The organism is Rheinheimera sp. 1928-s, assembly GCF_029269265.1.
Taxonomy (GTDB): Bacteria; Pseudomonadota; Gammaproteobacteria; order Enterobacterales; family Alteromonadaceae; genus Pararheinheimera.
Genome location: NZ_JARIXP010000003.1, coordinates 1 through 14,825 on the forward strand (window position 1 = coordinate 1; position 14,825 = coordinate 14,825).

The following is a 14,825-nucleotide window of genomic DNA, read 5'->3' on the forward strand; positions in this document are numbered from 1 at the left end:
TGGGTGAGCGCCATGGATGGCAGCGCATAAAAAATCGTCTGGAACGATTTTTAACAACGCAACGCGTTGGCCCCTTGGGGTGCTCTGCAATCCTGCAGAGCATAAAAAAACCGGTCAGAGACCGGTTTTTTTCATGTATCGACAGCAACTAATTAGTTAGTGGCTTGTTCCAGCGCAACAGCAGTGCGTGCTTTACGTGCTTTAGCAGCAGTGCGGGCATAAGCATCAGCAGCCTGAACACGCTCTAACTCTAAAACTGAATTGCCGTTTAAATCAATTTTGCGCATGTAGGTTACAAATACAAAAGCGTTAACCATAAAGAATGCGATAGCTGCGATTAAAAATAAGTCCATAATTCACCCCGTCTTTACTACTGTTCATTTCAGCGTTTTGCTGAGCCTGCCGGTAAATTAGGTAAGAGTAACAACATCGTACCTCTTACCTAATTTACCGTTACGAACTAATAAATGCAGAGTCCGTGCCAAGTTTCTAAATTAATTTTTAATCCTTAAATAACAACATCTTATGCAAGATTATTTTAAATTTTTTCTGAAAATGAACAGAAACTCCAAAAGATCTGTCGCTAATTAGCAACAGCAAAACAGGGGTTAATTTAATATCTATATATTTCAACAACTTAGACTGTATGCTTTTTGCGACAGTTTTGTCTGGATTTATTAATAAACAATAATTCACTTTAATTTCAACAACTTAACCAACATCAAAAATGCAGTATCTAGGGCAAAAAGGGAGTCGAGCGCGGGGAGTGTCTAATTCGAGCCAGAGTAAAATTAATTTAGGGACTTACTTTTACTCTGGCTCGAATTAAGCTGGTTAGTTAATAAAGCCGTATTTTTGTGCGACTTTATCGAAGTACTCTAAACATTGCTTGGCGTACTGGCGCTTCTCTACATAGCTGCCCGGAAAAAAGCTTTTCTTAAAGCCATAGGCCACCATGTCTTTTAAGCGCTTCAGCGGAATATCAAAGTTATCCAAAGCCAATTTGTATTCGCGGCTGACTGTGGTGTTCGACACCAGCCTGTTGTCAGTGCAAATCACAGTCACAATGCGGTGGTCCAGCATATCGCCCAGTTTATGCGCCTTAATGTCGCTGATGCCTGGATTGGTTTGCAGGTTGCTGGTTAAACAGACTTCAATGGCGATACGTTTGTCGGCTATATAAGAAGCCAGTTCACGAATGTACTTTTGTTTATCTTTGATGGCCGGGTCCTGGATCATCTCCGGCACAAACAACGAATAACCGTGGCCTATGCGGTCGGCGTAACATTCGGTAATAGCCTCAAACACACTTTCAGCGCCATAAGCTTCGCCGGCATGCAGGGTTTTCAGTAAAAAGTGCTGATGCGCAAACTCATAAACTTCTTTAAATTTACTGGCCGGATAACCAGACTCCTGCCCTGCTAAGTCCAAAGCCACTATTGGAATTCCGGCTTCATCCCGCAGCCGCACACTGGCGCGTACTAATTCCATCGCCGCCAGCTTAATAACTTCAATAGGGCTAAAATCGCGCATCAGCTGGAATAAATTGGTGTAATAAGGTGAAAAGCCTTTGTCGCCAAACATCCGCATGGCGCAGTTGATAATGCCGTAGGCAAAAGGCGGTTTGTCGCCGCTCAGAATAGCGGCCTGACTGTTGTATTCCTGCTGCGCTCTTTTCAGACCATTGTTGACCGCATGCATCACACGGTCAAAATCTATGCCTGTAGGCAGGTCGATTAATAGCTGAGGAGCAAAACGCACTTCGATGTAATTCACGCCTTCAAGCTGGTTGTCGATGGCCAGTTCATAAGCAGCGCGCTCCAGATTGTCCATGTCACGCAGCACGGCACAGGTGTATTGAAAGCAATGCAGGTATTCACCCAGATTCTGGTAGCTGTCTTTAAACACCAGCTCTTTTAAACCTTCCACCGTTTGACTCGGCAGTTTCACACCGGCTTTAGCAGCCATCTCAATCAGGCTGTCTAAACGTAAGCTGCCATCTAAATGCAAATGCAGATCAGACTTGGGCATTTCTTTAATAAAATCAAGAGAGTAAAAATGCATAACAGAATAAACCTGCAAAATAAGCAAAGTGTTTTAGTTATAGCAGTTAAGTGGCAGAACAGGAATTTAAAAGGGAATATGCAAAGAATAACAGAAGAGAAATGGTGCCCGGGGCCGGACTTGAACCGGCACGCCCTTTCGAGCGAGGGATTTTAAATCCCTTGTGTCTACCGATTTCACCACCCGGGCATGAGCAGAGCGTGTTTGACAACACTGGCAGAACGGGGCGCATTTTATGCTGAATAACAGGCATTCGTCATGTGTTTTTCATAAAAAAACTGAAAAAATGCATCAACCGCCTAATTTTTCAACAAAAACAACTGTATTTCACTGCGATTGCCGCAAAAAACATCAGGCTGTGACTCTTACCCAAACAAAAATACTTAGATATTTAGCCGTCTATACTGTTGCAAAGCCAAAAGTGCCGTGATATTACTAATAGCAGTTGTATAAATTAAACCCAATGAAGACTTAAACAACAATGAATTTAAACCAGCGTTTCGCTAACCTGCTCACTCTCCTCGTGCTCCTCAACAGGCCACGGGGCTTTGTGCATTGGTAAAACGACTGTACCAGTAAACCAAAAACCCCGTGCCACAGGCCGGGGTTTTTTGTTTTAACCAAGGCCACCAGAACGGGTTTAAATCAATGAATGAGGAAAATGTGATGAGTGGTCAGGACAAAATCTGGATTTTTGATACCACCTTAAGAGACGGCGAGCAGGCGTTGCGTGCCAGCTTAAGCCATAAGCAAAAAATTCAGCTGGCTCATGCGATTGCCCGCTTAAATGTCGATGTGATGGAAGTAGGTTTTCCCGTGTCATCACCAGGTGATTTTGAATCTGTGCAAAGCATAGCCACACAGGTCAAAGGCCCCATTATTTGTGGTTTAGCCCGGGCTGTCAGCGCTGACATTGAAGCTTGTGGCCAGGCTTTGGCTAATGCTGAACGTCGCCGCATTCATACTTTTATCGCTACCTCGCCTTTGCATTTGCAGTACAAATTACGCCGCACATTAGAACAAGCCACTGAACAAGCCGTTGCTGCTATTCAGCTGGCGCGTCGTTATACAGACGATGTCGAGTTCTCTTGTGAAGATGCAGGCCGCACTCCTATTGATGATTTATGCCGTATTGTCGAAGCAGCTATTAAGGCCGGTGCCCGCACTATTAATATTCCGGACACTGTGGGCTACACCATACCGAATGAATTTGCCCGCATCATTACTGACCTGCGCAACAAAGTACCCAACATTGATCAGGCCATTTTAAGTGTGCACTGCCATAACGACTTGGGTTTAGCTGTGGCGAATAGCATCACAGCGGTTCAGGCTGGTGCCCGTCAGATTGAATGCACAGTCAACGGTATTGGTGAGCGCGCTGGTAACTGTTCATTAGAAGAAGTGGCGATGATTATCAAAACCCGCCCGGACATTCTGCCGTTTTACACCGACATTAAAAGCACTGAGATTTACCGCAGCAGCCATTTGGTCAGCCAGATTTGCCATATGCCTATTCAACCGAATAAGGCGATTGTTGGTGAAAACGCTTTTGCCCACTCCTCAGGTATTCACCAGGATGGCGTATTAAAGGCGCAAAACACTTACGAAATTATGTCGCCTGAGCAGGTGGGTATTCGTCAGAACGAATTAAACCTGACCTCGCGCTCTGGCCGCGCCGTGATCCAGCATCGCTTAAGCGAAATGGGTTACACCACTGAAGATTACAACTTAGACGAGATCTACAAAGCCTTCGTCACTTTAGCCGACCAAAAAGGCCGGGTTTTTGATTACGATTTAGAAGCGCTGGTGTTTTTCCAGAACTTACAGGACACCAACGAGCCGTACAAACTGGAGTTTTTAAGCTCGTCCACTCATACCGGCCATGTTGCCAGCGCTACTGTGGGCATCAGCATTAATGGCGAAACCCATACCGAAGCCGCCACAGGCAATGGCCCGGTGGAAGCGTCGTTTCAGGCTATTCAGCGTATTGTCGGCGCTGACGTCAAGATGGTCGACTTTAACTTACAAGCTAAAGGCAGTGGTGAAGATGCCTTGGGCCAGGTGGATATTATTGCCGAACATCAGGGCCGCCGTTATCACGGTGCAGGCTTAGCCACTGACATAGTGCGCTCTTCAGTCTTGGCTTATGTGCACGTCTTAAATTTAATTGAACGCAGCAAACAGGTAGACGCCGCTAAGCAGGCTCGCCGTTTATCTGAATCACAGACAGAGAAGTAATGATGAAAAACTATAAAATTGCCGTATTAGCCGGAGATGGTATTGGCCCTGAAGTGATGGTTCAGGCGTTAAAAGTACTGGATGTAGTTTCAGCAAAATTTAACTTCAGCTTCCAAAGCACTGAAGCGTTAATTGGTGGCGCAGCTATTGATGCAACGGGTGTGGCTTTGCCGGAAGCGACACTGAATTTATGCAAAAGCAGTGATGCTATTTTATTTGGTTCAGTAGGCGGCCCTAAGTGGACTAGCCTGCCACCGGCTCAGCAGCCAGAACGCGCTTCATTATTGCCTTTGCGTAAAACCTTTGATTTGTTCTGTAACTTAAGACCTGGTCAGATTTACCCTGCTTTTGCCGAGTTATCGCCTTTGCACCCAAAAATCAGCAGCCAGGGCATGGATATTTTATGTGTGCGTGAACTGACAGGCGGTATTTATTTTGGTGAAAAAGGCCGCACCGAAGACGCTGCTTTTGATACCCAAAAATACAGTGTCAACGAAATTGAGCGTATCAGCCGGGTTGCTTTTGAAGCCGCGACTAAACGCCGCAATAAGGTGACCTCCATCGACAAAGCCAATGTGCTGGCGACCAGTGTGTTATGGCGTGAAGTGGTAGAGCGTGTCGCTAAAGACTACCCACAGGTGCAGCTGGAACATATGTATATCGACAACGCTGCTATGCAGCTTATTCGGGCGCCGCAGCATTTTGATGTGCTGTTATGCGACAACCTGTTTGGCGATATTTTGTCGGATGAAATTGCAGCTATTGCCGGCTCTTTAGGTTTATTGCCTTCAGCCAGCTTAAACGGCTCCAACTTTGGTTTATACGAACCAGCGGGTGGTACAGCGCCAGACATCGCAGGCAAAGGTATTGCCAATCCAATAGCGCAGATTTTAAGTGCAGCTTTAATGCTTCGTTACAGCTTTGCTGAAGAAGCTGCAGCCCGTGCTATTGAACAAGCCGTTGCCATTACCTTAGAGCAAGGCATAGTAACGCGGGATATTAATTCAGCATCCAGTTATGGTACAGCAGACGTAGGCGCTGCAGTGATTGCCGCCTTAAACGCTATTGATACAAAGAGAGCTTAATGATGGCCAAAACCTTATATCAGAAGATTTACCAAAGCCATATAGTGGCTCCTGTCAATGGCAGCACCGATTTGTTATTTGTTGACCGCCATTTAATTCATGAAGTCACCAGCCCTCAGGCTTTTGCTGGTTTACGTCAGGCTGGTCGCACTGTGCGTCGTCCTGATTTAACTTATGCCACTATGGACCATAACGTCTCGACTCAACTGCGCAGCATAGATGCGGCAGGGGAAACCTCACGTAAACAGCTGGAAGCCCTGGCGACCAACTGCAAAGAATTTAATGTACCTTTGCTGGATTTAATGCACCCGGATCAAGGCATAGTGCATGTGATTGGCCCTGAGTTGGGTTTAACTCAACCAGGTATGATCATCGTCTGTGGTGATTCCCATACCTCTACTCACGGTGCTTTTGGCGCTATCGCCTTTGGTATTGGTACTTCTGAAGTAGAACATGTGCTGGCGACCCAAACTTTGCAGCAGCAAGTGGCAAAAACCTTAAAAGTAGAAGTGACAGGTTCTTTATCACCTTTTGTCACACCTAAAGATGTGATTATGGCGGTGATAGGCCAGTTAGGGACAGCTGGCGGTAATGGTTATGTGGCTGAATTCTGTGGCTCTGCTATTCGTGGCATGAGCATGGAAGGCCGTATGACGTTGTGCAATATGAGCATTGAAATGGGTGCTAAAGCCGGTTTAATAGCACCGGATGAAGTGACGTTTACCTATTTAAAAGGCAAACCTCATGCGCCTCAAGCAGAACACTGGGATGCAGCAGTGCAGTATTGGCAAAGCCTGTATTCAGATGCTGATGCCGTCTTTGATAAAACCGTGACTATTGCCGCTGAAAAAATCAGACCACAAGTGACCTGGGGTACGAATCCTGAGCAAGTCATCGCAGTCGATCAACCTATTCCGTCCCCTGAGTCCTTCAGCGATTTAATTAAAGCCGATGCCGCGCGCCGTGCTTTAACTTATATGGGCATTGAAGCGGGCCAGAAGTTAACCGACCTGAAAGTCGATGTGGTCTTTATTGGTTCCTGTACCAATAGCCGGATTGAAGATTTGCGCCAGGCTGCTGCTGTGGTGCAAGGCAAACAAGTGGCGTCCGGTGTCCGTGCTTTAATAGTGCCAGGCTCTGGGCAGGTCAAACGTCAGGCCGAAGCCGAAGGTTTAGCTGATATTTTTAAAGCTTCTGGTTTTGAATGGCGTGAACCAGGTTGCTCTATGTGTTTAGGCATGAACGACGATCGTGTTGAAGCAGGCCAACGTTGTGCTTCCACCTCAAACCGCAACTTTGAAGGTCGTCAGGGCCGTGGTAGCCGCACGCATTTGGTTAGTCCCGCTATGGCAGCTGCAGCCGCTATTGCCGGTCGTTTTGTAGATATTTCTTATGTAGAGCGCGCTGAAGGAACATACCAATGAGCCAGATTTTCGCACAAGGGCTGGTCTGCCCTTTAGATAAAAATAATGTCGATACCGACCAGATTATTCCAAAGCAGTTTTTAACTTCGGTCAGCCGCGACGGTTTTGCTGAAGCCTTGTTTTACGACTGGCGTTATCTGGCGAACGAACAACCTAACCCGGACTTTGTGTTAAATGAGCCTGCGTACAAAGGCGCGTCTATACTGCTGACCCGGGCTAACTTTGGTTGTGGATCCAGCCGTGAACATGCGCCTTGGGCCATTCAGCAGTATGGTTTTAATGTAGTGATTGCCGAAAGTTTTGCCGATATTTTCTTTAATAACAGCATTAACAACGGCATGTTACTGATCAGTCTGAGCGCATCCAATATCGAGTTTTTATTCAGCCGTTGCCAGCAAGGCACACAGGAATGGAAAATTGATTTGGCAGGCCAGCAGATTATTCTCGGCAATAATGCTGCCGTAGGTTTTCAGATAGACCCGGATATTAAACAGCGTTTATTAAGTGGCCTGGATTTTATCGGTGCCAGTGAGCAGTTTGAACCGCAAATCAGCGGCTACGAAAAACAACGCGCCTCGGCGCAGCCCTGGTTAGGTTAACAGTTCCAAGGCAGCAAAAATTTTGCTGCCTTTTTTCATTCAGCACGCCAACACCTTGTTTCATAACCTAATGTTCACATACCCAATACAGCTCCTTCACCTGCCAGCCATCTAGCCGTAAACTACTGATTTATATCGACTACTTGCTTATCAGAAAATGCAGGTAATACTTGGCAAAGTAGTACCCGACAGTATATAGTTTCATTATTATCAAATTTACCAGTTCACCTATAAACCTCTAAGGGGTATTTTTATGAAAAAGCTCGTTACATTAGCAGTACTCGCAACTGCTTATTTCGCAGCAGCGCCAGCGGCGTTAGCACAAGACCAATGGGCCACTTCTTTGTGTGAATACACTAAAGCCGACGATAAAAACCGTGTTCGCAAGGTACTATCAGATAACAAAGTAAACGTTCGTAAAATTTATGATGCGATTCAATGCAACGGCGATTCACTGATTAAATTTGCGATGCGCAGCGATGCTTATGAAACAGGTTCATTTTTTGTAAAACAGATGCCTGCTAAAGCATTAGTGGCTGAAGATTTGGAAGCATGGGCTGGCGCTAATGGTTTAGCCGCATCCCCGCTGATCAACGATATTAAAGCCCGTATCGGCCAGGATTAATTATAGCCTTCGTACTTGAAGCCGTAGCGTTGTTGTCTGCGCTCTTCGCCCCAGTCACATAGGACAACTATGCTCCTGGGGTCTCAGTCGCTTGCCGCCTAGCTACAACTCTAATTACTTTGGCTATATCCTTCGACCTGAAGCTTACGGGCGGGGATAAACCCCGCCCCTACAATTGAAACCTCTTTTTACCTCTGTCCAAAGCTTTACGTTCTGTGTAAAAAACCAAACCTAACACCCAAAGTAACAAAGGGATCACACCTGTCAGTAGCAACAGGATTTTGAAAGGGTCTCCACCAACAGCAGCAATATGCAGTGGATAAATCAGTTGGCTAAGTTGTTTACCCAGCCCCATTTCAGTGGCTTTTTGCACAGATAAAACACTGGAGCTAGCCGGATCAACTTTAATCAGAGTACGGCCATTGGGGTGCCATTCTTCGCGCAGCTGAGCACGGACGGATAGTTCTTGTTCTGCTTTCTTTCGGAAACTGACTAAACGTAAAACCCCATCAGGTAATTGTTGTTGCGCTGTCGGCAACCAAAGAGCCCACTGACTTTGCGTGACAGGATAAGATGAAACAACAACTGCGGGCACTTTGACGACTGGATCGTTAAATAGCCAGCTTAAGCTTTGTTGTACTTGCAGGTTATACACCATAGCTGTGCCTGTCAGGCTGGTCAGCAGTAATAAGGGTGCAGTCCAGAACCCCATCACAAAATGCCATTGTCTGGACCAGCGAATAGCAGAGGCCGACATGGGTAAACGCCATAACTTCCAGCGCCAATGTCTGGGCCAACTATGCCATAAACCGGATCCAATCAGCAGCAACGCCAATAATCCCAGTACCCCAATCATTTGTTCACCCAGCTCAGCACTGAACAAATACAGATGGAATTCATAACACCAGCCGATGAAATCCTGATAGGGGCCGCGGCTCAGCAATAAGTCGCCTGAAGCAGACCAGTATTCTAAAGTGCCATCCAGGCGGGATAACTCCAGCCAGGGACGTTCTTCATTGGCAAGGCGGACAAAGTGGTAGTCAGTCTGAGGCAAGGCATCTAATACCTTGCCCCAGGTGGCTAAATCTGTGACTAAAGGCTGCTGCAATTGAGGGTAAAGCCATTGCAGTAAAACGTTTTTATACAGCAGTACTGAGCCTGTCAGGCTGACGGGCACCAGCCATAACGCCAGGATCAGGCCAAAAAAACTGTGTAACTTTTTGGCCATTCAGGGCACCGGATCACTTAAAAGGTCATTTGCCAGTTCAGATTTAAAGTGCGGCCTAAGCCGGCAAAATAACTGTTGTTGGCAGGAGTGGTTTGGGAATAATAGGTAATGTACTGTTTATCCAGCGCATTCTCCAGACCCAAAGTCCAACTGCCCCAGTTGTTGCTTTCATAGCGACCGGATAAATCCAATGTATGGTAGCCTTCAAAAGAGGAGCCATCGTTATAATCGATATCGAACAACTGACTAAGCTGTACTCTGCTGCTCAGTTGCATAGGCCATTGCTGTAACCAGTACAGATTTAACCGTTCTGGCGCTATATTGATACCGCCTAAATCTCTGTCGACCTGCCCATCATTGTTACTGTCAAACTGGCCCTCAGTGCGGGCATAAGTAAAGCCTACCGTGCTGTCTTCACTCAGGTTATATTCGCCTTCGGCTTCAAAACCGCTGATTTCAGTTCGTTCACGCATTACACTGTAAATACCATCGGCATCCGCTTGCAAACGAGAACCTAAATCAGAGTCTGACTGGAAGTAACTCAATTGCAGCCGGTAACTGTTTTCTGTCAGTTCAATACCCACTTCAGCGTTATCTGATACCACTGGCTGTAAATTCAGAAATTGAGCCACAGACTGATTGGGTGTATTAATGGCTCTTAATACCCGGCCCACATCGGGCATACTGAAACCTTCACTGTAGCTGGCATACAAACGAATACTGTCGGACCACTGATGCACCACGCCAAAGTTTTTCAGCAGTTCATTAAAGCTGGGCTCACCGCCCGTCACAAAGCTACTGTTGGATGAAGCCAGGGTGGTGAAATCATCCACTGACAACTGGCCATACTCATAACGGGCGCCAGCACTGAAAGTCCAGTCTTTGATCTGGTTGTAACGCAGTTGCACAAAAGGCGCGTAGTTGTTGAATTCGGTTTCAGGCACCCAGTTTCTGTTGGTCATTACCAGCTCCTGATAAGTACTGTCCCGCAACCAATCCAAACCAGTGCTTAAATCCACTCCAGAGTCCGCCAAATTAGTGCGGAACCAGGTCAGTCGACTACCGACTTTTTCTGAGATGTTTTGGGATTGATCAAAAATACTGACGCCAAGCGCCGGATCCTGAAATACGCCAGCTCTGCTGCCGCCAAACATGGAGGCGAAATCCTGGGCAAATAATTGCAGGTTCAATTGACCGCCCGCCAGATCCTGATGCTGATAATCCAATGAAGCCGAAGTCACTTTATTTTGCGACGGCTTGCCTTCGGTGACGCCACGCGCTGAGGTAGTAGGAACGCCTGCGGCCGCATTGCCCGGCACTGTAACGTAGTTATTATTTCCTTGAAGATCAAAGTGATTGATCATCAACTGCACACTTTGATCTTCAGACATCTGCCATTTGCTTTTGATAAACAAATTGACCGTGTCTGAATCCATAGTATCGCCCTGAGTGGTATCGACTCCTATAGGGTTGCCGTTACCGTCCAGATACAAGCCTGTTTTGTTTAATGCAGCACCAGCGATGAAAGAGACATCATCAAACTGTTCGGAAAACAAATAACTGGCTTTGTAACTTTGAGTGTCCGATCCGCCTGCAGTGGGCGCAGAGCCAGATAAACTGACCTGATGCTGATGCTCAGCCGGTGATTTGGTAATGATATTAATAATGCCGCCACTGGCTCCCATCCCCTGAATCGCATTGGCGCCACGTATGATTTCAATACGTTCAATCATGGATGGGTCTATGGTATTGCCGTCACGGGAACCATTACGTAAAGGAGTCGACTGAGGCACACCATCAATCATATACAGCGGCTCGCGACCACGCAGGGTTTCGCCATTGGCCGTTAGTTTTTGTCGGCTCGGTGAAAAGCTGGGTAATAAATTCCCCAGAATTTGCGATAAGTCCTGCGTCACAGCCAGCTGAGATTTTAATTCTTCCTGATCGATCACGGTAATAGTAGCTGGTACCGTACTGACCGGATAAGAAGAACGGGTTGCTGACACATGAATGGTTTCAATTTCAGCTGCTGTTTCTGCAGCTAACAACGGAAATGGCAAAGCCAAAGCTAATGCCAGTCTGGACAATTTCATCACTACACCTGAGCAGATAAGAATAGGTCGCATTTATAAATGCGAACTATTCTTATGTCAAGTTGAATCAACCACTAGTCTGGTTTTAGTTGGAATTCGCTTTCAGGGTTAAACTGGCAAAGCTGATAAAATCTTCCGCCGTATCAATTCCCGCCATTGCCGAGCCATCCTGCATCTGGAAGAAAGTAGGAGGTTGTTGAAACTTAAAGCTGAGTTTTAAGCGTTCTGGTTGTTGCAGAAAATTCAGCACGGGCTCGCTAATTTGAGCAGGAATTTGTGGATTTTGTTGCAAAGCAGCAGTTAGTTGCTGCTGCATGCCACTGTAATCTGCGGTGATTTGTGACTGGGCCAGTTGATCAAAGAATTGCTGTAAAAAGGCTTTGTTTTCAAGTTCAACCGAACCATTGGCTATAGCTATCACCCCCACCTTTTTCATCAGATCAGGTAAATACTCAGGCTGCTCAGACCGCTGCTGTTGCTGCTCAGGAGTCAGTTGTTTCACTTCTTCAGCGAAATGCCATAAATCCGTGACCCCAGTTAAAGCAAAACGGTAGTTCAGGTTAAAATGGTGATTAACACGTAATTCTTGCTGAAAAGACAGCTCTCCTGTTTTCGCTTTGTATTTGTACTGATAACTCAGCTCCATCAGCAAAGTACCCAGATAAGTCGCTAACTCAGGAGGTAAAGAAGCCAAAGCCTGTGGTGCCAGCTTTAAGTCTTTTAAGCGAGCCGCTCCGTCTTCAGGTAAACCATCACGCTGTAAACCAATAAGCTCGACCTGGCCTATAGTGACTAAATCCCCCATACCGGCAATACCAATATGCAAATCCTGGATTTTATAGCTTGAGGTAATGACGTTGGCAGACAGTTTGCTGTAACTCATATGAATAGGCGGCATATCGCCATGTTCAGCCAATTGCAGGTACTGCTGATTACTGCGCTCTATATGTCCTGCCATCAGTTCTTCCGCATGATGGTTGGCATAAAAAAAACCTGCCAAAGCACTGGCCGATACAAATAACGCAGCCCCTAGCCAAAACGTTTTACCCATATTCCCTTTTCCTTCAACAAAACTAACGACGTCATACTAGCATGAGCAGAAAATAAAACACCTGCCTGAACCTGTGATTCAATGTAAAAGCCTGTTAATTTAACGTTATTCATCTCATTTCTTGGTGTGCTATGGAACTCTATTTCCATTGGTTTGATTTATTAGGTATAGCTGTGTTTGCTATATCTGGCACTTTGGCGGCCTGGCGAAAACAAATGGATGGCTTTGGTGTGATAGTGTTGGCCACTGTAACAGCCATAGGAGGCGGCACTTTACGGGATCTGATCCTCGACTCTCCTGTGATTTGGTTAAGCAACAACAGTTACTTCCTCGCGATTTTTGCTGCAGCAGGTTTAACCATTCTTGCTGTTCGTAACCGACTGGTGATCCCAAACAATACCTTACAAATTGCTGATGCCATTGGTTTAGCTTTTTTTGTCATTATGGGCACGCAAAAAGCATTGGATCACGGCACTTCGGGTTTTGTTGCCATTATGATGGGCACTATGAGTGGCGTTTGTGGTGGCATGATCCGTGACGTGTTATGCCGTGAAATTCCTATGGTATTCCGTGGTGAGCTGTACGCTATTACCTGCATTGTTGGTGGTCTGGTGTACGTGCAACTGCTAGGTTTTGGCATGGAACAAATGCCCGCCATGCTCGCAGGGATGACCGCCTTATTGACCCTGCGTTTAGCCGCTATTCGCTGGCATCTGACCATTCCTGTGTTTGGTAAAAAAGCTGACGATATGCGCTAAAGCCAGACAAGCAGCAGGTCAATTGTACTTTTTTATTTACAGAATACATGGGGCTTTTGCTGCTCCGGCTTGAAATTAATTAGGAAGCTAACTAAAATATAATTAGCTTCCTAATTATTAACGAGCAAATTATGAGTTTCCAAAGTTTAGGCCTGCAAGTCCACCAACTGTCACGCCAATGGCGTTGTTTATTGGATAAACAACTGGCCAGTCAGGGCCTGACCCAAAGCTCCGGCATCGCGCTAGTTTATATTGCTGAACATCAAGGCGTTAGCCAAACCGAACTGGCCCGCTTGTTAGCAGTAGAAACTCCGTCTTTAGTACCTGTACTGGATCAACTGGAAAAACAGGGGCTGATTGAACGCCGCCCATCGGAGCAGGACAGACGCCAGAAGGCTTTGTATTTGCAACCTGTAGCAACAGACTTAGTGGCTGCCATTAATCAGCAACGCCATGCTTTGCAGCAGCAATTACTGGGTAATTTAACACCACAGCAGCAGCAGGAGCTTCCACAACTGCTGAGTCTGGTATTGCAACAAGCCGCTGTGCTTTTGCAGGATCAAAAAGCCGGAGACTTATCATGAGCGCCGAACAACTGTTTAACCGCTGGATCAAATGGACCTTAGTGTTGTTTGCACTGGTGTTTGGTTATTACCTGGCCGCTGATTTGTATATGCCTGTGACTACAGACAGTCTGGTGCAACGTTACGTGGTACAGGTCGCCCCTCAGGTTCCAGGCCGGGTTGTCTCTGTTGCAGTGCAGAACAATCAGCAGGTTAAAAAAGGCGATTTGTTATTTGAACTGGACCCGGCTGACTACCAGCTCAAACTAGAACTGGCCCAGTTACAGCTGGAGCAAAGCCAGCAAAAAAACCGCCAGTTGAGTGCAGCTTTGCAAAGTGCAACAGCTCGTGTCGATCAGGCGCGTTTTGCCTTGCAGGAAGCGCAACGGGAAGATCAGCGTTATCAGCAGCTGTATAATCAAAAGCTCATCCCTCGCCAACAACTGGATCAAAGCCAGACCTCAGTACTAAAAGCCAAAGCTGAACTGCAAGCCAGCATTGCGGCTTTGAATGAACGGGAAGCTGAATTGGCTATTCCGACTCAGGAACTGGTGCAAATTAAACAAGCCAGGAATCAGTTGGCAGCAGCCCAACTTGAGCTGGACAGAACCAAGGTGTATGCCGATGTCGATGGCATAGTGACAGATCTGCAATTGGAAGTGGGTACCAATCTGGCCAGTCATCAGGCTACTGTAGCTTTGGTATCCACTCAGCAAAGCTGGGTCAGTGCCTTGTTTCGAGAAAAAAGTCTGCTGCATGTACAACAAGGTACCGAAGCCTTGATCACTTTTGATGCCCTACCCGGCAAAGTATTCAGCGCTTCAGTGCGGGATATAGATGCAGGTGTCGCCAACGGCCAGAACACCCCGGATGGACGTTTAGCCACAGCAGACAGCAGCAGCCGCTGGGTACGTGATGCGCAGCGCTTAAAAGTGAATCTGGCCATGCAACAGCAAATGCCGCCCGCTTTAGTGGTTGGCTCCCGGGCTACAGTGCAACTGATCCCCAAAGACAACAGCCTGCTGGCGGCTTTAGCAAAAAGCCAAATCCAGCTGATTAGCATGCTGCACTATGTTTATTAAAGCGGCATTTACTAA

Annotated in this window: 13 protein-coding genes and 1 tRNA gene; 8 read left to right on the forward strand and 6 right to left on the reverse strand. The window is 46.6% G+C overall.

Annotation, left to right across the window (positions count from 1 at the left end):
- Positions 1-152: 152 nt before the first annotated feature.
- The 3 genes from P3C17_RS07755 to P3C17_RS07765 form a co-directional block, all read right to left on the reverse strand.
- The gene (locus P3C17_RS07755) at positions 153-353 is read right to left on the reverse strand and encodes a hypothetical protein (protein WP_300928879.1); all 201 of its coding nucleotides are present in this window, start codon (positions 351-353) and stop codon (positions 153-155) included.
- A 481-nt stretch (positions 354-834) separates the two neighbouring features.
- Positions 835-2,064 (reverse strand): adenosine deaminase family protein, encoded by a 1,230-nt coding sequence (locus P3C17_RS07760; RefSeq protein WP_008899184.1) that lies wholly within the window; start codon positions 2,062-2,064, stop codon positions 835-837.
- A gap of 102 nt (positions 2,065-2,166) precedes the next feature.
- Positions 2,167-2,253: transfer RNA gene (locus P3C17_RS07765), tRNA-Leu, on the reverse strand.
- Positions 2,254-2,730: 477 nt separating this feature from the next.
- Between P3C17_RS07765 and leuA the strand changes: the two genes are divergently transcribed.
- The 5 genes from leuA (at position 2,731) to P3C17_RS07790 (ending at position 8,035) form a co-directional block, all read left to right on the forward strand.
- Positions 2,731-4,302: a 2-isopropylmalate synthase gene (gene leuA, locus P3C17_RS07770; protein ID WP_300929374.1), complete on the forward strand. Its 1,572-nt coding sequence runs from the start codon at positions 2,731-2,733 to the stop codon at positions 4,300-4,302.
- Between the two features lie 2 nt (positions 4,303-4,304).
- The gene (leuB, locus tag P3C17_RS07775; RefSeq protein ID WP_346015661.1) at positions 4,305-5,387 is read left to right on the forward strand and encodes a 3-isopropylmalate dehydrogenase; all 1,083 of its coding nucleotides are present in this window, start codon (positions 4,305-4,307) and stop codon (positions 5,385-5,387) included.
- Entirely contained in the window at positions 5,387-6,811 is a 1,425-nt protein-coding gene (leuC, locus tag P3C17_RS07780; RefSeq protein WP_300928881.1) for a 3-isopropylmalate dehydratase large subunit, read from the forward strand. The genes leuB and leuC overlap by 1 nt, the downstream gene beginning before the upstream one ends.
- Positions 6,808-7,410 (forward strand): 3-isopropylmalate dehydratase small subunit, encoded by a 603-nt coding sequence (leuD, locus tag P3C17_RS07785; protein ID WP_300928882.1) that lies wholly within the window; start codon positions 6,808-6,810, stop codon positions 7,408-7,410. The genes leuC and leuD overlap by 4 nt, the downstream gene beginning before the upstream one ends.
- Positions 7,411-7,663: 253 nt before the next feature.
- Positions 7,664-8,035: a DUF3718 domain-containing protein gene (locus P3C17_RS07790; protein ID WP_300928883.1), complete on the forward strand. Its 372-nt coding sequence runs from the start codon at positions 7,664-7,666 to the stop codon at positions 8,033-8,035.
- A 169-nt stretch (positions 8,036-8,204) separates the two neighbouring features.
- Here P3C17_RS07790 and P3C17_RS07795 read toward each other — a convergent pair whose 3' ends face one another.
- The 3 genes from P3C17_RS07795 to P3C17_RS07805 form a co-directional block, all read right to left on the reverse strand.
- The gene (locus tag P3C17_RS07795) at positions 8,205-9,263 is read right to left on the reverse strand and encodes a PepSY-associated TM helix domain-containing protein (protein WP_300928884.1); all 1,059 of its coding nucleotides are present in this window, start codon (positions 9,261-9,263) and stop codon (positions 8,205-8,207) included.
- A 17-nt stretch (positions 9,264-9,280) separates the two neighbouring features.
- The gene (locus tag P3C17_RS07800) at positions 9,281-11,356 is read right to left on the reverse strand and encodes a TonB-dependent receptor (RefSeq protein ID WP_300928885.1); all 2,076 of its coding nucleotides are present in this window, start codon (positions 11,354-11,356) and stop codon (positions 9,281-9,283) included.
- 85 nt (positions 11,357-11,441) lie between these two features.
- Positions 11,442-12,407, reverse strand: a complete 966-nt coding sequence (locus P3C17_RS07805) for a hypothetical protein (RefSeq protein WP_300928886.1) — start codon at positions 12,405-12,407, stop codon at positions 11,442-11,444.
- 131 nt (positions 12,408-12,538) lie between these two features.
- On the opposite strand from P3C17_RS07805, the gene P3C17_RS07810 reads away from it, so the two are divergent.
- The 3 genes from P3C17_RS07810 to P3C17_RS07820 all read left to right on the forward strand — a co-directional run bounded on the left by P3C17_RS07810 (position 12,539) and on the right by P3C17_RS07820 (position 14,810).
- Positions 12,539-13,165, forward strand: coding sequence for a trimeric intracellular cation channel family protein (locus P3C17_RS07810; RefSeq protein WP_300928887.1), 627 nt, complete (start codon positions 12,539-12,541; stop codon positions 13,163-13,165).
- A 131-nt stretch (positions 13,166-13,296) separates the two neighbouring features.
- On the forward strand, positions 13,297-13,749 hold the full coding sequence (locus tag P3C17_RS07815; RefSeq protein WP_300928888.1) for a MarR family transcriptional regulator: 453 nt from the start codon (positions 13,297-13,299) through the stop codon (positions 13,747-13,749).
- Entirely contained in the window at positions 13,746-14,810 is a 1,065-nt protein-coding gene (locus P3C17_RS07820) for an HlyD family secretion protein (protein WP_300928889.1), read from the forward strand. Before P3C17_RS07815 ends, P3C17_RS07820 begins: the two co-directional genes overlap by 4 nt.
- Positions 14,811-14,825 lie beyond the last annotated feature (15 nt).